We start from the raw sequence: 17,743 nt of genomic DNA, 5'->3' as shown, positions 1-17,743 counted from the left end.
GCAGGCGTGTCCGCCCCCGAGTCTTCCGGCCGCGCCTCGCCGCCGACCGATCGCGTCGTGCGGATACTCGACTACCTCGCGGGTCATCCCCAGGACCGCTTAGGGGTGTCGGAGCTGGCCCGCCGGGTCGGCCTGAGTAAGCCGACGTGCCTGGGCATCCTCACCTCGCTCGCCGACGCGGGTTACCTCGTGCGCGATGCCGCTGACAAGACGTACCGCCTGGGCCCTTCGCTGATCACCCTGGGTCATCGGGCGCAGGAGTCGCTGCGAGTCAGTCCTGCGGCACGTGAGGAGCTCAGGCGGCTGTCCGCCCGGTTCGGGGTCACCGCGGCGTTGTCCGGTGTCGTCGATGATCGGATCACGCTGCTCGACATCGTGTCTCCGCCAGGCGCGAGGCCGGGGGTCGAGGTCGGGCAGAGCTATCCCTTCGCACCCCCGGTCGGGCTGATGTTCGTGCTCTGGGACGACGAGGCGGAGCGCGACTGGTTGGCGAAGGAGCCGACGCTTCCGCTGCGCACTGACACCGAGCGGCTGAACCGCGTGATCGCCGAATGCCGAGCGGACGGCTATCTGGTCGAGCGGCTGACGCCCGGCGGTCGGCGTCTGTATGCGTTGATGGCGGGGATGTCGACGGAGCTGCCCGACGAGTTACGCGCATTGCTCGGCGAGCTGGTGTCGGACATCGGCGAGCGGGTTTACCTGCGCAGCGAGAACGGCACCGGCCGCAAACGTCATGACATCAGCGTGATCTCGGCGCCGGTGTACGACCACTATCAGAGACAAATCATGGTGGCGTCGATGCATATCGGGAAAGCATTGACCGACAACGAGATTTCCGAGCGAGCACGCGCATTGGTCGCGACTGCGGACGCGGTGACGGCACAGCTGGGCGGGGCGAAACCCTAGAACGCACTCACCGCGCCGGCGTGGAGTACCGGCGCGGTGAGCGGTGCGGAAACTATCGCGAACTGTTTAGAGGTCGGTCAGCGCCTCGGTGATCGGGGTGGGTGCCACCTCGACGCCACACTGGCTGGCCAAATCGATGGCCGGCTGATTGATCGCCCTCAGCTCGGTTTCGACCTGCGGGTTCTCCGCGAAGTACACGCGGAACGCCTGCGTCACGTCGGACGGCGTCGAGTTCATGATGTCCGTGAGCTCGTCATTGGCGTCGGAGTTGTGCTCGAGGTACGTGCTCGTGGACTCAGACACGGTGCGCGACGTGTCGGCAATGGCGCTGACGCTGCAGTTTTCGGCCGGCTGCGCGTTCGCGACCGGCATGACGATCGCGGCGGAACCAAACGCAAGTAGACCCCCGGCGAACATGCCGTAGAGGCCGCGTCGCACGGTCTTCTCGGACATCTTCATCGAATCACTCCTTGTCATCTGCGGCCTGTCAGCCGCTCCCCAAAGGCGTAACCGATGTGGGGGCGGGCCTAAACAAACCGCAGGTCAGCTGGTGCTGGCCAGCGCGAACGGCAGCACGTCCGGCGCCCCCGCGGCACGGACGACCCTGGCCGCCATGGTCACCGTCCACCCGCTGTCGACCAGGTCGTCGACGAGCAGCACCGGACCTCCCGCGACGTCTCGATCCGGCGCAGTCCATGCCCCGTCCAGCGCGGCAACACGGTAGGCAGAGTTCGCCGCGGTGACCGGCCGCCGCGTCGGTGCGTACTGCAGGGTGCCGAGGTCCGCCAGCCTGCCGAGCCGGGCCAGCTCGCGGGCCAGCGACGAGATCAGCCGCGGGTGGCGGTCGGAGTCCAGCGCCATCACCGCCGTCGGCCGAACCGCCCAATCCCATGACGCCAGCACTTTCACCGCAGCATCGACCAGGTCCTCGGGCACCTCGTCGTCGGGTTCGTCGAGCAGCCGGCGCAATCGCGCACCCCAGCCCAAGTCGGTAAGCCTGCCGATCGCACGTCCGGAGGACGGACCGTCGGTGATGCGGCCCGACAGCTCGACGCCGAGCTTGGTCAACCCGGACGGCCATTGCTTGCGCGGAACCAGTTCCACCCCCGGGCGCATCAACCGTTGCCTGGTGGACTCGGCGGCGCTCGCATCGACGTCGGCGTTCAACCGAATGCCCGTGCAGTTGTCGCACCGACCGCACCGCTCACCGTCCCGCAGCGCGGGGTCGTCGAGTTGGCGCCGCAGAAACGCCATCCGACACTCGCTCGTCACCTGGTAGTCGAGCATCGCCTGCTGTTCACGCTTGCGCGCCTCGTTGAGCTTGCGGTAGCGCGGCTCGTCGTACTCCCATTCCGCGCCGGTACTGACCCAACCACCCTTGACCCGCCGCACCGCACCGTCCACGTCGAGCACCTTGAGCACCATCTCCAACCGGGACCGGCCCAGGTCGACGAGCGGTTCCAGCGCGGGTGTCGATTGTGGCCGGTCGGGATCCAGTGCACGAATCACGTTGCGCACCATGGTTTCCGACGGAAACGCCACCGACGCGAAGTACCGCCAGACATCCTGGTCCTCGCGACCGGGCAGCAGGATGACCTCCGCACTCTCGGTCGACCGCCCGGCGCGGCCGACCTGCTGGTAGTAGGCGATGGGTGACGACGGCGCACCGAGATGCACGACGAAACCGAGATCGGGTTTGTCGAAACCCATACCGAGCGCCGACGTGGCCACCAGGGCCTTGACGTTGTTGGCCAGCAGATCCGCCTCGAGTTGCTCACGCTCCGCGGCTTCGGTAGCACCGGTGTAGGCGGCAACCTGATGGCCTTGCTCACGCAACAGCGATGCGACGTCATGCGCCTGGGCAACTGTGAGCGTATAGACGATCCCGGAGCCTGGCAGCGAATCGATATGCGCTGCAAGCCAAGCCGCGCGTTGCGCCGGGTTTCCGGCGTCGACCACCGACAGCCGCAACGACTCGCGATCCAACCCGCCCCGCAACACCAGGGTGTCCTGCCCTCCGACGCCCAATTGGGCGGCGACGTCGTCGACGACCCTGTCGTTGGCCGTCGCCGTGGTGGCCAGCACCGGGACGTCGGCACCCAGTTCGGCGATCAGGGTGCGGATGCGTCGATAGTCGGGCCGGAAGTCGTGACCCCAGTCGGATACACAGTGCGCCTCGTCGACCACGACAAGACCGGCGTCGTGCGCCAGAGCGGGCAGCACCTGATCGCGAAAGTCGGGATTGTTCAATCGTTCTGGGCTGACCAACAGGACGTCGAGGTCGCCACGGTGCACACGCGCGTTGATCTCGTCCCACTCCGCGACATTGCTCGAGTTGATGGTGGCGGCGTGCACCCCCGCCCGATCCGCGGCGGCCACCTGGTTGCGCATCAGCGCCAGCAGCGGCGACACGATCACCGTCGGGCCACGCCCGGCGTCCCGCAGCAGCTTGGCGGCGATGAAGTACACCGCCGACTTGCCCCAGCCGGTGCGCTGTACGACGAGGGCCCGTCGACGCGCGACAACCAGCGCCTCGATGGCCGTCCACTGGTCGTCGCGCAGGCTGGCCGTCGGGCCCGCCAGCTTTTCGAGCAGGGCCTGCGCCTCGTCGCGAGTTGTCATGCGCCCCATCGTGCCCGGCGCGCCCGACAAGCTATTTGACGGCAGCCGCTTCTTGTTCGCGCTTGATCTCCAGCGCGATGTCGATGAGCTGGTCCTCCTGGCCGCCGATCAGCTTGCGCTGGCCGGCGCGGTGCAGCAACTGGTGCGCGGGCACGCCATAGCGCTCGGACTGGCGGATCGCGTGCTTGAGGAAGCTGGAGTAGACGCCCGAATATCCCATGATCAGCGCGTTGCGGTCGAGCAGGCACTCGGCCGGCATCGCGGGCGCGACCACCTCTTCTGCGGCGTCGGCGATGTCGAAGAAGTCGATACCGGTCTTGACGCCGATCTTGTCGAACACGCCGATCAGGGCTTCGACCGGCGCATTGCCCGCACCTGCGCCGAAGCGGCGGCACGATCCGTCGATCTGCTTGGCGCCCGCCCGTACCGCCTCGATGGAGTTGGCCACGCCGAGCCCGAGGTTCTCATGGCCATGAAAGCCCACCTGCGCGTCGTCGCCCAGCTCGGCGACCAGCGCGGCGACGCGGTCACGCACCCCCTCGAGCACCAGCGCGCCCGCGGAGTCCACCACGTACACGCACTGGCAGCCGGCGTCGGCCATGATGCGCGCCTGCTTGGCCAGCGCCTCCGGCGGAATGGTGTGGCTCATCATCAGGAAGCCGACCGTCTCCAAACCGAGTTCTCGGGCCAGCCCGAAGTGCTGGATCGACACGTCGGCCTCGGTGCAGTGGGTGGCGATCCGGCAGATCACGCCGCCGTTGTTCTGCGCCTCCTTGATGTCCTCCTTGGTGCCCACACCGGGCAGCATGAGGAACGCGATCTTCGACTCCTTGGCGGTTTCGGCCGCGAGCTTGATCAGTTCCTGCTCGGGCGTCTTGGAGAAGCCGTAGTTGAAGCTCGACCCGCCCAGACCGTCACCGTGGGTGACCTCGATGACCGGCACACCCGCGGCGTCGAGTGCCGCGACGATGGCGTGCACTTCCTCCTTGGTGAACTGGTGCCGTTTGTGGTGACTGCCGTCGCGCAGCGACGTGTCCGTCATCCGGACGTCCCAGATCGGGTTGAAATAGATGCCGTCGGTGCTCATGCCTGGCCTCCCTTTGATGAGGCGAGGGATGCCCCGGCCATTTCCTTCGCGATCTCCTCGCCGACCTTGGCCGCCGCTGCGGTCATGATGTCCAGATTTCCAGCGTAGGGCGGCAGATAGTCGCCCGCACCCTCCACTTCGATGAAGGTGGTCACCACGTGCTGACCACCGTTGACCACCGACGGTTCGTCGAACTGTGGCTCGTTGAGCAGGCGATAGCCCGGCACGTAGGTCTGCACCTCGGCGACGACGTCCTTGATCGACTGGGTGATCGCGTCGTGGTCGGCATCCTCGGGGATGGCACAGAAAATGGTGTCGCGCATGATCATCGGCGGTTCGGCGGGGTTGAGGATGATGATCGCCTTACCCCGCTTGGCGCCGCCGATGTTCTGCACACCCGCACTGGTGGTCTTGGTGAACTCGTCGATGTTGGCGCGGGTGCCCGGCCCGGCCGACGCCGACGACACCGACGCCACGATCTCGGCATACGGCACCTCTACCGCCCGCGAGACCGCGTAGACGATCGGAATGGTGGCCTGACCGCCGCAGGTGACCATGTTGACGTTCGGCGCGTCGAGATGGGCGCGCAGGTTGGCGGGCGGGATCACGCCGGGCCCGACGGCGGCCGGGGTGAGGTCGATCGCGCGGATGCCGGCCTCGGCGTATCGCGGTGCCGCATCGCGATGGACGTAGGCACTGGTGGCCTCGAAGACCATGTCGGGCTTCTCGCTCTGCGCGAGCAGCCAGTCCACCCCCTCGTGTGAGGTCTCCAGACCGAGCTTGCGTGCCCGCGCCAGGCCTTCGCTCTCGGGGTCGATTCCGATCATCCACCGAGGCTCCAACCACTCCGAGCGCAGCAGTTTGTAGAGCAGGTCGGTGCTGATGTTTCCCGATCCGACGATCGCGACGGATGCCTTGTGCGGCATGGTGTGCTCCTCGTTACTCGAAACTCAAGTGGACGGCGCCCAATCCCTCGAAGTCGGCGACGAAGTCATCGCCGGGGTTGGCGTCGAAGGCTTTGGTGCACGACCCGGGCAACACGATGTCGCCGGCCTTCAGCCGGACGCCGAAGCCGTCCACCTTGCGGGCCAGCCACGCCACCGCCGTGACCGGGTTTCCCAGCACCGCATCGCTGCGGCCCTTCGCGACCACCTCGCCATTGCGGGACAGCACGGCGCCGATGTTGCGGATGTCGACGTCCTTGGGCGACACCCGCGCCTCGCCGAGCACCCAGCCCGCCGACGACGCGTTGTCGGCGATGGTGTCGCAGATCGAGATCTTCCATTCCGTGATGCGGGTGTCGATCAACTCCAGCGCCGGGACGAACGCGGCGGTCGCCGCCAGCACGTCGTCCTCCGTGCACCCGGCGCCGGGCAGGTCGTCGGCCAGGATGAAGCCGACCTCCACCTCCACGCGCGGATAGAGGTACTTGTCGGTCTGCACCGGCACGTTCTCGAAGACGGCCATATCGTCGAGCAGATGCCCGTAGTCGGGCTCGTCGACGTTCATCATCTTCTGCATGGCCTCCGACGAGAGGCCGACCTTGTGCCCGATCACGCGGGCGCCCTCGGCCACCCGTCGCCGGATGTTGATCAGCTGGATTTCGTAGGCGTCGACGACATCGATGTCCGGATGAACGTCCGTCAGCGGGGCGATCGGAACCCGGCTGCGCTCAGCCTCGGCCAGGTCAGCGGCCAACTTCTCGCGCGTCTCGACGCTCAACATTCCGGGTATCTCCCTCTGTTTACCGGGGCGAATGAGGCCCGGTTAACGAAATAGTAGTGCGGTCTGGGCCTCGGTGAACTAAGCGTTCCGCTGACCGAAATGCGGGGTCAGTGGCGCCCGGACAGTGCAATTCTATAACGTGTTCTAGTTATGAGGAATGAGGCATACGACGTCGTGGTCGTCGGAAGCGGCGCCGCCGGGATGGTCGCCGCTCTTACGGCGGCTCACCAGGGATTATCGGCGATCGTCGTGGAGAAGGCGCCGCACTACGGCGGATCGACGGCGCGGTCCGGCGGCGGCGTGTGGATTCCGAATAACGAAGTGCTCAAGCGGGACGGCGTCACGGACACCCCCGAGGCCGCACGCCAGTACCTGCACGCGATCATCGGCGATGTGGTGCCCGCCGAGAAGATCGACACGTATCTCGAACGCGGGCCGGAGATGCTTTCGTTCGTCCTGAAGAACTCACCGCTGAAGATGTGCTGGGTGCCCGGCTACTCCGACTATTACCCCGAGACACCCGGCGGCAGGCCTGGCGGCCGCTCGATCGAGCCGAAGCCGTTCAACGCGCGCAAGCTGGGGCCCGACGAGAAGGGTCTGGAGCCGCCGTACGGCAAGGTGCCGCTGAACATGGTCGTCATGCAGCAGGACTACGTCCGGCTGAACCAGCTCAAGCGCCACCCCCGCGGAGTGCTGCGCAGCGTGAAGGTCGGCATCCGTTCGGTATGGGCCAACGCGACTCGCAAGAACCTCGTCGGCATGGGCCGCGCGCTGATCGCACCTTTGCGCATCGGTTTGCAGAAGGCGGGCGTGCCGGTGCGGCTCAACACCGCGCTGACCGATCTTTACGTCGAGGACGGCAGGGTGTGCGGCATCTATGTCCGCGATACCAATGCACCGGAAAGCGCTGAGCCCGAACTGATCCGGGCCCGCCGCGGCGTGATTCTGGGCTGCGGCGGCTTCGAGCACAACGAGCAGATGCGGGTGAAGTACCAGCGCGCACCCATCACCACCGAGTGGACGGTGGGCGCCAGGGCCAACACCGGCGACGGCATCATCGCCGCCGAAAAGCTCGGCGCCGCACTGGAGGTCATGGAGGACGCCTGGTGGGGACCGACTGTCCCCCTCGTCGGCGCTCCGTGGTTCGCGCTCTCCGAACGCAACTCCCCCGGGTCGATCATCGTGAACATGTCGGGTAAACGGTTCATGAACGAGTCGATGCCCTACGTCGAGGCCTGCCACCACATGTACGGCGGTCAGTACGGTCAGGGCCCGGGCCCCGGCGAGAACATTCCAGCGTGGCTGATCTTCGACCAGAGGTACCGAGATCGCTACATCTTCGCGGGTTTGCAGCCCGGACAACGGATTCCGACGAAGTGGCTCGAGTCCGGTGTCATCGTCAAGGCCGACACGATCGCGGAATTGGCGGAGAAGACGGGCGTGCCCGCCGATACGCTGTCTGCGACCGTCGAACGTTTCAACGGGTTCGCGCGATCCGGTGTCGACGAGGACTTCAAGCGCGGCGAGAGCGCCTACGACCGCTATTACGGAGACCCGACGAACAAACCGAACCCCAACCTCGGTGAGATCAACCAGGCCCCGTACTACGCGGCGAAGATGGTGCCCGGCGACCTGGGCACCAAGGGCGGCGTGCGCACCGACGTTCACGGCCGCGCGCTGCGGGACGACGGCTCGGTCATCGAGGGGCTCTACGCGGCGGGTAATGTCAGCTCACCGGTGATGGGCCACACCTATCCCGGTCCTGGTGGAACGATCGGCCCGGCGATGACCTTCGGATACCTCGCCGCACTGCACATCGCCGAAGCCGCGAAGACGACGACATCGAGCACGGGGAAGAACTGATGCCCATCAATCTGGACGAGGCGCTCGGCGCCGAACTGCCGCCCAACGAATTCTCGTGGAGCAGCAGCGACATCCAGCTCTACCACCTGGGCCTCGGTGCGGGCGCCGACCCGATGGACAAGCGCGAGCTGCGTTACCTGACCGACGACACTCCGCAGGTGCTGCCGACGTTCGGCAATGTCGCGGCGACGTTTCACGACACCAAGCCGCCGACGGTCCAGTTCCCCGGTATCGACATCGAGCTGTCGAAGGTGCTGCACGCCAGCGAGGCGGTCTCGGTGCCCGGGCCGATCCCACCGTCGGGCACCGGCATCGCGGTCACCCGCTTCACCGATATCTGGGACAAGGGCAAGGCCGCGGTGATCTGGTCGGAGACCACGGTTTCCGCGCCCGACGGCACCCTGCTCTGGAAGCAGAAGCGGTCGATCTTCGCGCGCGGCGAGGGTGGCTTCGGCGGCGAGCGCGGCCCGTCGACGTCATCCGAACCGCCGCAGCGCGCACCGGATTTCGAGGTGGACATCGCGGTGTCACCGCAGCAGGCGTTGCTGTATCGCATGTGCGGCGACCGCAACCCGTTGCACTCGGATCCCGACTTCGCCGCCGCGGCCGGCTTCCCGAAGCCGATCCTGCACGGACTGTGCACCTACGGCATGACGTGCAAGGCGATGGTCGACACCCTCCTCGACGGCGATACCGCCCGGATCGCCAGTTACGGAGCGCGTTTCGCAGGCGTTGTGTTCCCCGGCGAAACGCTGAAGGCCAGCATCTGGAAGGAGGGCGACGGCTTCGCTGCCGTCGTCACCGCACCCGAGCGTGACAACGCCGTCGCGCTGGCCGGTGTGGAGCTCGTTCCGGCCTGACAGCCGTGCTCAGCCCAGGATGAGTCCTGAGGTAGGCACCCCGGTTCCGGCCGTGACGAGGACGTGCTCGACGTCGGGCACCGGGTTCACCGACGTTCCCCGCAGCTGCCGGACACCTTCCGCGATGCCGTTCATGCCGTGGATGTACGCCTCACCGAGCTGACCGCCGTGAGTGTTGATCGGCAGTCTGCCGCCGATCTCGATGGCGCCGTCGGCGATGTATTCCTTGGCCTCGCCGCGACCGCAGAATCCCAACTCCTCCAACTGAATCAGGGTGAACGGCGTGAAGTGGTCGTAGAGGATCGCGGTCTGGATGTCCTCCGGCGTCAGACCGGACTGATCCCACAGCTGCCTGCCGACCAGCCCCATCTCCGGCAGACCGAGCTCCGGCCGGTAGTAGCTCGTCATCGAGTACTGATTCGGACTGGAGCCCTGAGAGGCCGCCTCGATGACAGCGGGTCGATGCTTGAGGTCCTTGGCGCGCTCGACGGAGGTGATCACCAGCGCCACACCGCCGTCGGTCTCCTGGCAGCAGTCGAGCAACCGCAGCGGCTCGGCGATCCACCGCGAGTTCTGGTGATCCTCGATGGTGATCGGCTTCTCGTAGAAGTACGCCTTCGGGTTCTTCGCCGCGTGCTTACGGTCGGCCACCGACACGACACCGAAGTCCCGGCTCGTCGCACCGGAGTAGTGCATGTACCGCTGGGCGATCATCGCCACCTGTGCGGCAGGCGTCGACAGACCGTGCGGATACGAGAACGAGTTGTCCACCCCGGTGCTGTCGGCGTTCTCCACCAACCGCATCTGCACCTGGCCGAATCGCATTCCCGACCGCTCGTTGAAAGCCCGGTATGCCACAACGCAATCCGCGACACCTGTGGCCACCGCGATCGCCGCCTGCTGAACCGTCGCGCAGGCCGCGCCGCCACCGTGGTGGATCTTGGAGAAGAACGTCAGGTCGCCGATGCCGGTGGCGCGAGCGATCGCCACCTCGGTGTTGGAGTCCATGGTGAACGTGACCATGCCGTCCACATCGGCAGGCGTCAGTCCCGCATCGTCGAGTGCATCCAGCACCGCTTCGGACGCCAGCCGCAGTTCGCTTCGGCCGGAGTTCTTGGAGAAGTCGGTGGCGCCGATCCCCACGATCGCCGCCTTACCGGACAGGCCGCTCATGCATCTCCGATCGTCAGTGTCGCCGTGGCGATCACGTGGTCGCCGAGGCTGTTGCTGCCAGTCACTTTCAGCGAGATCAGGCCGTCCTCGACAGCCGTCACCTCACCTCTGAAAGTCACGGTGTCGTAGGCGTACCACGGCACTCCCAATCGCAACCCGATCGATTTGATGATCGCGGTGGGGCCGGCCCAGTCGGTGATGTAGCGCTGAACGAGACCGGTGTCGGTGAGGATGTTGACGAAGATGTCCTTGGATCCCTTGGCCTGCGCCTTGTCCCGGTCGTGGTGGACATCCTGATAGTCGCGCGTGGCGATCGCGGTCGACACGATGAACGTCGGATCGCCGTACAGCGACAGCTCCGGCAGTTTCGTGCCGACCTCGACAGTCGGTGCACTCATGCGGTGGCCTCCTCGCTGGGCTCCCACGCGTAGAGGGTCCAGGCCGGACCCGTATCCCCCTCGGGGAAGTCGATATACGTTGCCCGGACAGGCAATCCGATCTTCACCTTGGCGGGGTCGATGTTGCGGAGCTCACCGAGCATCCGCACCCCCTCCTCGAGCTCGACCAGCGCGATGACAAACGGCAACGTGCGGCCGGGCACCTTCGGCGCGTGGTGCACCACGAAGCTGAACACGGTGCCCTTACCGGAGGCGACGACGTAGTCGATCGGCGCTTCCTTGTCCTGCCAGAGGGCGGGCACCGGCGGATGCACCAGGGTGCCGTCGGGCCGCTTCTGGATTCGCAGCTCATGTGCGTTTACGCCGTCCCAGAAGAACTTTGTGTCGCGCGACGACGCTGGCCGCATCATCGAATTCGCGTCCAGGTCCTCGGGCACCTGTGAAGCGGCCGGTTTGTCGGCCTCGGCGGGCCGGAATTTCATGATGCGCCACATCATCTCGGCGACGTCCTCGTCGCCGACCTGCCAGGAGATCTTCTGCGTGATGAAGAAGCCCTCGCCGAGCGCGGTCCGCTTGGGGCCGACGACGTCGGTCAGCTCTGCGGAGACGCTGACCTCCTCGCCGGGCCGGAGGTAGCGGTGGTAGGTCTGCTCGCAGTTGGTGGCGACGACGCCGATATAGCCTGCGTCGTCGAACAATCCGATGATCTTGCCCAGCGGGTCGTCGTCGGGCCGGTTGCCGCCCAAGCCCATCATGGTCCACACCTGGATCATCGCGGGCGGAGCGACAATGCCGGGATGGCCGGCCGCCTTGGCTGCCGCCTCGTCGACATAGATGGGGTTGCGATCCCCCATCGCATCGAGCCAGTGGTCGATCATCGGCTGGTTCACCGGATGACGGCCGACCCGCGGCTTGCTCTTGCCCTCGGCCTTGACCCGCTCGGCGGCCTTCTGGATGTCCTCAATGGCACTCATCTCAGTCCTCGGCTCTTTCGCAGGCGCTCATCGCGGCACCCTCGGGACCTTCAAACCTGACGCCGCGATCATCTCCCGCATCACTTCGTTCACACCTCCACCGAACGTGATCACCAGATTGCGCTTGGTCTGCGAATCCAACCACTCGAGCAGCTCGGCGGTTTCCTCATCGGCCGGGTTGCCGTACTTACCGACGATCGCCTCGGCGAGCCGTCCGGCGTACTGGATCCTCTCGGTGCCGAACACCTTCGTCGCCGCGGCGTCCGCGACGTCGATGGTTTCTCCCGACGCGGCGACCTGCCAGTTCAGCAACTCGTTGATCCGCCACAACGCCTTGAGCTCGCCGAGCGAACGCGTCACGTCGTCGTGGTCCAGCGGAGTGTCGCCGTTGCTGCCGGGTTTCGACGCCCACGCGTGCACCCGGTCGTACAGAGAGGCGAAACGTCCTGCCGGACCGAGCATCACACGCTCGTTGTTCAGCTGAGTCGTGATCAGTCGCCAGCCCCCGTTCTCCTCACCGACCAGCATGTCGGCGGGAACGCGGACGTCGTTGTAGTAGGTCGCGTTCGTGTGGTGGGCGCCGTCGGACAGGATCATCGGCGTCCAGGAGTAGCCGGGATCCTTGGTGTCGACGATCAGAATCGAGATGCCCTTGTGTTTGGCGGCTTCCGGATCGGTACGGCATGCCAACCAGATGTAGTCGGCGTCATGGCCGCCGGTCGTGAACACCTTCTGGCCGTTGACGATGTACTCGTCACCGTGACGCACCGCGGTGGTCCGCAACGACGCGAGGTCGGTTCCCGCTTCCGGCTCCGTGTAGCCGATCGCGAAGTGGACCTCACCCGCCAGGATGGCCGGCAGGAACTTCTTCTTCTGCAGTTCGGTTCCGAATACCTGCAAGGTCGGCCCGACGGTCTGCAGCGTGACAGCGGGCAGGGGCACGTCGGCGCGCTGCGCCTCGTTGACGAAGATCGACTGCTCGATGGGGCCGAACCCCAACCCGCCGAACTCCTTTGGCCAGCCGACACCCAGCTTGCCGTCCGAACCCATGCGCTTGATCACCGCGCGGTAGGCCTTGCCGTGGCGGTCCTTCTCCATCTCCTTGGCTTCTTCGGGGGAGATGAGGTTCGAAAAGTATTCCCGCAGTTCGGCTTGCAGCTGTCGCTGTTCGGGAGTCAGTTCGATGTACATTTACGCTCCCACCAGATCGAGTCGGTGCGACGGCCCGCCCAGCAGCCGGGTCAGATCCTTGATGCTCGAGTAGTAGCGGTCCATCGGGTAGTCGATGTCCATTCCCATCCCGCCGTGCATGTGATGGCAGAGCTGCATCACCGGCGGCGCCTGCGAGGCCAGCCAGTAGCCGAGCACCGCGAGATCGTCGTCGGCGTCCAGCCCCTGCGACAGTCGCCATGCCACCGACGTCGACACCAATGTCAGTGTGCGAGAGGCGATATAGACCTCGGCGAGCTGCGCGGCCACCGTCTGGAACGTCGACAGCGGTTTGCCGAACTGTTCGCGGTTTGCGACATAGTCCGCCGTCAGGCGCAGTGCACCGGCGACCAGGCCGGCGGCGAAGGCGCCGATCGCGGCCAGCGCCAACTGGTTGACACGATGTGGCACAGCGCCGTCGAGCACACCGTCGACCTCTGCGTCGGTGAACGTCGCCGTGTACTCGTCCGAATGGTTGGAGGTCGGGGTCTTGGTGATCTGCACGCCGGCAGCCTTGGGTGAGATGACGGCGACGGCGTTCTCCACCGTGACGACGATCCAATCCGCTTGCTCCGCATAGGGAACGGCGATCTTGGTGCCGTTGAGCTTGCCGTCAACCAGTGAGGTTCTGGGCCGATCCGGAAGGGGTGCACCCGGCTCGTTGAACGCCGCCGTCAGCACCGCCCCCTTGGCCACGCCTGCGAGGTAGCGGTCCTGCTGCTCGTCAGAGGCCAGATCGAGCAACGGCAACAGGCCGAAGCCCAGCGTGGCCAACGCGGGGCTGACGGTGCCGTGCCGACCGATCTCGGTCAGCGCGGTGCTCACCTCGGCCAACCCCAGGCCGTCGCCACCGAGGCGTTCGGGCACGCCGAATGCGACGATCCCGCCGCCGACGAGCGCCTCCCAACTGTTCTCCCGCCCCAGCGCCGATGTCACCACATCGGCGACAGCCTGCTGCCCTTCGTCCGGACTGAAGTCCACCGAATCCTCCTCGATCCGATTGCACGCCCCGCGTGCGGTGATCCGTTGGCGCTACTCCGCGGCGACCGCGCTCTTGCCGGTGTAGTCGACCTGCCAATGCTTGATGCCGTTGAGCCAACCAGATCGCAGCCGCTCGGGTTCGCTGATCGGCTTGATGTCGGGCATGTGGTCGGCGACCGCATTGAAGATGAGGTTGATCGTCATCCTGGCCAGGTTCGCGCCGATGCAGTAGTGAGCGCCGGTGCCACCGAACCCGACGTGCGGATTCGGATCGCGCAGAATGTTGAACCGATGCGGTTCTTCGAATACCTCTTCGTCGAAATTGGCTGACCGGTAGGACATCACGACGCGCTGACCCTTCTTGATCGTCACGCCGCCCAGCTCGACGTCCTCGAGCGCAGTCCGCTGGAACGCCGAAACCGGTGTGGCCCAACGGATGATCTCGTCAGCCGCGGTCGACGGGCGATCCTTCTTGAACAGCTCCCACTGGTCGGGATGCTGCGAGAACCCGATCATGCCGTGAGTGATCGAATTCCGGGTCGTCTCGTTGCCCGCGACGGCGAGCATGACCACGAAGAAGCCGAACTCGTCATCGGAGAGCTTCTCGCCGTCGATGTCGGCCTGGATCAGCGTCGTGACGATGTCGTCGGTCGGGTTCTTGCCCCGCTCGTCGGCCATCGCCATCGCGTACATGATCAGTTCCATCGACGATTGCGCCGGATCGACGTCGGCGAACTCCGGGTCCTCGCCGCCGGTCATTTCGTTGGACCAGCGGAAAAGCTTGTCGCGGTCGTCCTGGGGCACCCCGAGCAGTCCGGCGATGGCCTGCAAGGGCAGCTCGCACGAGACCTGTTCGACGAAGTCGCCTGAGCCGTCTGCCGCCGCGGTCTTGACGATGTTCTGGGCGCGCTGCGCGAGTTCGTCCTCCAGCCTGCCGATGGCGCGCGGGGTGAAACCGCGGGAGATGATCTTGCGCAGCCGGGTGTGGTGCGGCGCGTCCATGTTGAGCATGACGCTGCGCTGCAGCTCCACCTGCTCACGCGTCATCTCCTTCGGCCAGACCGGGATCGCCCCGTTCTGCCAGCTGGAGAAGACGTCGCTGCGCCGCGACACCTCCTTGACGTCAGCGTGCCTGGTCACGAGCCAGTAGCCCTTGTCCTCGAAGCCGCCGGTGATGCCAGGGACGTCGACCCAGTGAACGGGCTCTGCCTTGCGCAGCTCGGCGAGCTCCTTGACGGGCAGTCCGGCGAGGTTGATGTCGGGGTCGAGGAAGTCGAAGTCTGAGGGAATACTCAGATCTTTGTTGAGGGGTGCCATGTACGGTGCGCTCCTTGAAAACCGCTAATTGCAACGTGTTCTAGTGCCAGTAAAACATGCCTTCTCCGCAGATAAAAGGCAGGTCACCATCCTCGCTTGTCAGAGTAATGAAACGTGTTCTAGCCTGACGGAATGGGTAACCCTGTCATCGTTGAAGCCACCCGCAGCCCGATCGGCAAGCGCATGGGGTGGCTGTCCGGCCTTCATGCAACCGAGCTCCTGGGCGCGACGCAGAAGGCGTTGGTGGAGAAAGCCGGCATCGATGCCGGCGATGTAGAGCAGGTCATCGGCGGCTGCGTCACGCAGTTCGGCGAGCAGTCCAACAACATCACCCGGGTCAGCTGGCTGGTCGCCGGGCTGCCCGAGCACGTCGGCGCGACGACGGTGGACTGCCAGTGCGGCAGCAGCCAGCAGGCGAACGGCCTGATCGCCGGCCTGATCGCCGCGGGCGCCATCGACATCGGCATCGCGTGCGGCATCGAGGCGATGAGCCGCGTCGGGCTCGGCGCCAATGCCGGCCCCGACCGCGGGATCCTGCGGCCCGAGTCGTGGGACATCGATCTGCCGGACCAGTTCACCGCCGCCGAGCGCATCGCGCAGCGCCGCGGTATCACGCGCGAGGAGATCGACCAGTTCGGCTTCGACTCCCAGCGCAAAGCCCAGCAGGCCTGGGCGGAGGGCCGGTTCGACCGGGAGATCAGCGGTATCGAGGCCCCGGTGCTCGACGAGAACAAGCAACCGACGAGCGAGCGGCACGTCGTGACCCGCGACCAAGGCCTGCGTGAAACCACCCTGGAGGGCCTGGGCTCGCTCAAGCCGGTGATCGAGGGCGGCATCCACACCGCAGGCACGTCATCGCAGATCTCCGACGGCGCCGCCGCGGTGCTGTGGATGGACGAGGACAAGGCGAAGGCCCTCGGGCTGAAGCCGCGGGCGCGGATCGTCAGCCAGGCGCTCGTCGGCGCCGAGCCCTACTACCACCTCGATGGTCCGGTCCAGTCCACCGCCAGGGTGCTCGAGAAGGCCGGGATGAAGATGGGCGACATCGACATCACCGAGATCAACGAGGCGTTCGCGTCGGTCGTGTTGTCGTGGGCACGGGTGCACAACCCGGACATGGACAAGGTGAACGTCAACGGCGGCGCGATCGCGCTCGGCCACCCGGTCGGCAGCACCGGCAGCCGCCTGATCACCACCGCGCTGCACGAGCTGGAGCGGACCGATCAAACCACCGCGCTGATCACCATGTGCGCCGGCGGCGCGCTGTCCACCGGAACGATCATCGAGCGAATCTGATGCCGGCGTCCCCGGTCTCTGATGCCGAGCGCATCGCCGCCGCGCAGGCCTACATCGACGCGCTGGTGTCCCATAACGCGGACAAGGTTCCGTTCGCGCCGGGATGCACCCGCATCGAGGTCGGGCTGAAGACCGGGTTCTCCGGAAACCACTTGCGCCGCAGTCTGAATGGCGGGTTGCAGTACCGGGTCATCCAGGCGACGACGGTGCCTGAGTTCAGGGTCGACGGCGATACCGTCCGCGCGAAGTTCGACCTTGTGACGAAGCCGTCGCTACTGGGCCGCAAGGTCGGTGCCCATATCGATGAGACATTCCACATCCCCGCCTCCGACGGCCTGATCCACCATATTCGCGCGGGGATTCGCCCGTTCGTCACCGCGGCCTAGGATCGCGTGTATGGCCAATCGCCCGCGCTTCATAGATACGAAGGCGTCCGACACCTTCATCAAGTGGATGTCGAAGCTCAACACGTGGGCATACCGTCGCGGCGGCGGTGAAGGCCTCGGCGGCAAGTTCCAGGGCATTCCGGTGGCACTGCTGACCACGACCGGGCGCAAGACCGGCGAGCCACGGGTCAGCCCGCTGTACTTCTACCGCGACGGCGACACCGTCGTCTTCGCGGCGTCCAAGGGCGGCAGCGACAAGCACCCGATGTGGTACCTGAACCTCAAGGCCGATCCGAAGGTCCAGGTTCAGATCAAGAAAGAGATCCTCGACCTGACCGCGCGGGACGCGACTGAAGAGGAACGCGAAAAGTACTGGCCGAAGCTGGTCGAGATGTATCCCACGTACGAGGACTATCAGTCCTGGACCGACCGCAAGATCCCGCTCGTGATCTGCGAACCATGACCGGTTTGCCAGGACTGGCGGGCGGCTAGTCATGCGGCATGGCAGGCGTAATCCGCAACTCGCGGCCGCTTCGGCTGGCGATGAAGTACTTCGCCCGCGCACACATCTGGGCATATCGGCGCACCGATGGCCGCATCGGCGCCAAACTGCTCTGGTTCCCGGCGGCGCTGGTCACCACCACGGGACGCAAGTCCGGCCGCCCGCGTACCACGCCGACGCTGTATCTGGATGACGGCGATCGGGTAATCCTGCCGGCGTCGTTCGGTGGGCGGGACTCCGATCCCGCCTGGTACCTCAACATCGAGTCGAATCCGCAGATACACCTTCAGATCCGGGACCGGCATCTCGACCTGATCGCCCGCGATGCGACTGAGGAAGAGCGAAAGCGCTACTGGCCCAAGCTGATCAGGATGTATCCGCCGTACCGGGGCTATCGTCAGGCGGCTGACCGGGTGATTCCGATGGTCGTCTGCGAACCGTAAC

Annotated in this window: 18 protein-coding genes; 7 read left to right on the top strand and 11 right to left on the bottom strand. The window is 66.0% G+C overall.

Annotation, left to right across the window (positions count from 1 at the left end):
* The first annotated feature begins 6 nt into the window (after positions 1 to 6).
* Entirely contained in the window at positions 7 to 906 is a 900-nt protein-coding gene (locus H7J93_RS26395) for an IclR family transcriptional regulator (protein WP_267309240.1), read from the top strand.
* Positions 907 to 972: 66 nt separating this feature from the next.
* Here H7J93_RS26395 and H7J93_RS26390 read toward each other — a convergent pair whose 3' ends face one another.
* From H7J93_RS26390 to H7J93_RS26370, 5 genes are all read right to left on the bottom strand, one after another.
* Positions 973 to 1,365: a hemophore-related protein gene (locus H7J93_RS26390; RefSeq protein WP_267309239.1), complete on the bottom strand. Its 393-nt coding sequence runs from the start codon at positions 1,363 to 1,365 to the stop codon at positions 973 to 975.
* Positions 1,366 to 1,449: 84 nt separating this feature from the next.
* The gene (locus H7J93_RS26385; protein WP_267309238.1) at positions 1,450 to 3,528 is read right to left on the bottom strand and encodes a RecQ family ATP-dependent DNA helicase; all 2,079 of its coding nucleotides are present in this window, start codon (positions 3,526 to 3,528) and stop codon (positions 1,450 to 1,452) included.
* 31 nt (positions 3,529 to 3,559) lie between these two features.
* On the bottom strand, positions 3,560 to 4,615 hold the full coding sequence (dmpG, locus tag H7J93_RS26380; RefSeq protein WP_267309237.1) for a 4-hydroxy-2-oxovalerate aldolase: 1,056 nt from the start codon (positions 4,613 to 4,615) through the stop codon (positions 3,560 to 3,562).
* Positions 4,612 to 5,541, bottom strand: coding sequence for an acetaldehyde dehydrogenase (acetylating) (locus H7J93_RS26375; protein ID WP_267309236.1), 930 nt, complete (start codon positions 5,539 to 5,541; stop codon positions 4,612 to 4,614). Before H7J93_RS26375 ends, dmpG begins: the two co-directional genes overlap by 4 nt.
* Positions 5,542 to 5,554: 13 nt before the next feature.
* Positions 5,555 to 6,340 (bottom strand): 2-keto-4-pentenoate hydratase, encoded by a 786-nt coding sequence (locus tag H7J93_RS26370; RefSeq protein ID WP_267309235.1) that lies wholly within the window; start codon positions 6,338 to 6,340, stop codon positions 5,555 to 5,557.
* A gap of 150 nt (positions 6,341 to 6,490) precedes the next feature.
* Between H7J93_RS26370 and kstD the strand changes: the two genes are divergently transcribed.
* Both kstD and chsH3 read left to right on the top strand, forming a co-directional pair.
* Positions 6,491 to 8,203 (top strand): 3-oxosteroid 1-dehydrogenase, encoded by a 1,713-nt coding sequence (gene kstD, locus H7J93_RS26365; RefSeq protein WP_267309234.1) that lies wholly within the window; start codon positions 6,491 to 6,493, stop codon positions 8,201 to 8,203.
* The gene (gene chsH3, locus H7J93_RS26360) at positions 8,203 to 9,063 is read left to right on the top strand and encodes an enoyl-CoA hydratase ChsH3 (RefSeq protein WP_267309233.1); all 861 of its coding nucleotides are present in this window, start codon (positions 8,203 to 8,205) and stop codon (positions 9,061 to 9,063) included. Before kstD ends, chsH3 begins: the two co-directional genes overlap by 1 nt.
* Before the next feature lie 9 nt (positions 9,064 to 9,072).
* On the opposite strand, the gene ltp2 is transcribed toward chsH3, so the two are convergent.
* Genes ltp2 through H7J93_RS26330 form a run of 6 tightly spaced genes read right to left on the bottom strand, consistent with a single transcriptional unit; the run spans position 9,073 to position 15,115 of the window.
* Positions 9,073 to 10,236, bottom strand: a complete 1,164-nt coding sequence (ltp2, locus tag H7J93_RS26355) for a 17-hydroxy-3-oxo-4-pregnene-20-carboxyl-CoA lyase (protein WP_267309232.1) — start codon at positions 10,234 to 10,236, stop codon at positions 9,073 to 9,075.
* Positions 10,233 to 10,634: a MaoC family dehydratase gene (locus H7J93_RS26350; RefSeq protein WP_267309231.1), complete on the bottom strand. Its 402-nt coding sequence runs from the start codon at positions 10,632 to 10,634 to the stop codon at positions 10,233 to 10,235. The genes ltp2 and H7J93_RS26350 overlap by 4 nt, the downstream gene beginning before the upstream one ends.
* On the bottom strand, positions 10,631 to 11,608 hold the full coding sequence (locus H7J93_RS26345) for a bifunctional MaoC family dehydratase N-terminal/OB-fold nucleic acid binding domain-containing protein (protein WP_267309230.1): 978 nt from the start codon (positions 11,606 to 11,608) through the stop codon (positions 10,631 to 10,633). The genes H7J93_RS26350 and H7J93_RS26345 overlap by 4 nt, the downstream gene beginning before the upstream one ends.
* Positions 11,609 to 11,635: 27 nt before the next feature.
* A complete protein-coding gene (fadE29, locus tag H7J93_RS26340; RefSeq protein WP_267309229.1) occupies positions 11,636 to 12,799 on the bottom strand; it encodes an acyl-CoA dehydrogenase FadE29 in 1,164 nt (387 codons plus the stop codon).
* A complete protein-coding gene (locus H7J93_RS26335) occupies positions 12,800 to 13,798 on the bottom strand; it encodes an acyl-CoA dehydrogenase family protein (RefSeq protein ID WP_267309228.1) in 999 nt (332 codons plus the stop codon).
* A gap of 51 nt (positions 13,799 to 13,849) precedes the next feature.
* Positions 13,850 to 15,115: a cytochrome P450 gene (locus tag H7J93_RS26330; RefSeq protein WP_267309227.1), complete on the bottom strand. Its 1,266-nt coding sequence runs from the start codon at positions 15,113 to 15,115 to the stop codon at positions 13,850 to 13,852.
* Positions 15,116 to 15,247: 132 nt separating this feature from the next.
* Between H7J93_RS26330 and H7J93_RS26325 the strand changes: the two genes are divergently transcribed.
* The 4 genes from H7J93_RS26325 to H7J93_RS26310 are packed head-to-tail and all read left to right on the top strand — an operon-like array spanning position 15,248 to position 17,742.
* Positions 15,248 to 16,411 (top strand): steroid 3-ketoacyl-CoA thiolase, encoded by a 1,164-nt coding sequence (locus H7J93_RS26325; protein WP_267309226.1) that lies wholly within the window; start codon positions 15,248 to 15,250, stop codon positions 16,409 to 16,411.
* The gene (locus H7J93_RS26320) at positions 16,411 to 16,797 is read left to right on the top strand and encodes a DUF8021 domain-containing protein (protein ID WP_267309225.1); all 387 of its coding nucleotides are present in this window, start codon (positions 16,411 to 16,413) and stop codon (positions 16,795 to 16,797) included. Before H7J93_RS26325 ends, H7J93_RS26320 begins: the two co-directional genes overlap by 1 nt.
* Positions 16,798 to 16,807: 10 nt before the next feature.
* Positions 16,808 to 17,260: a nitroreductase family deazaflavin-dependent oxidoreductase gene (locus H7J93_RS26315; protein ID WP_267309224.1), complete on the top strand. Its 453-nt coding sequence runs from the start codon at positions 16,808 to 16,810 to the stop codon at positions 17,258 to 17,260.
* Positions 17,261 to 17,298: 38 nt separating this feature from the next.
* Positions 17,299 to 17,742 (top strand): nitroreductase family deazaflavin-dependent oxidoreductase, encoded by a 444-nt coding sequence (locus H7J93_RS26310; protein WP_267309223.1) that lies wholly within the window; start codon positions 17,299 to 17,301, stop codon positions 17,740 to 17,742.
* Position 17,743: the final 1 nt, after the last annotated feature.

This window comes from Mycobacterium barrassiae (assembly GCF_025822765.1).
GTDB lineage: Bacteria > Actinomycetota > Actinomycetes > Mycobacteriales > Mycobacteriaceae > Mycobacterium > Mycobacterium barrassiae.
Note: the sequence above shows the minus strand (reverse complement) of the source record. Positions and strands in the feature narration are given on the sequence as shown.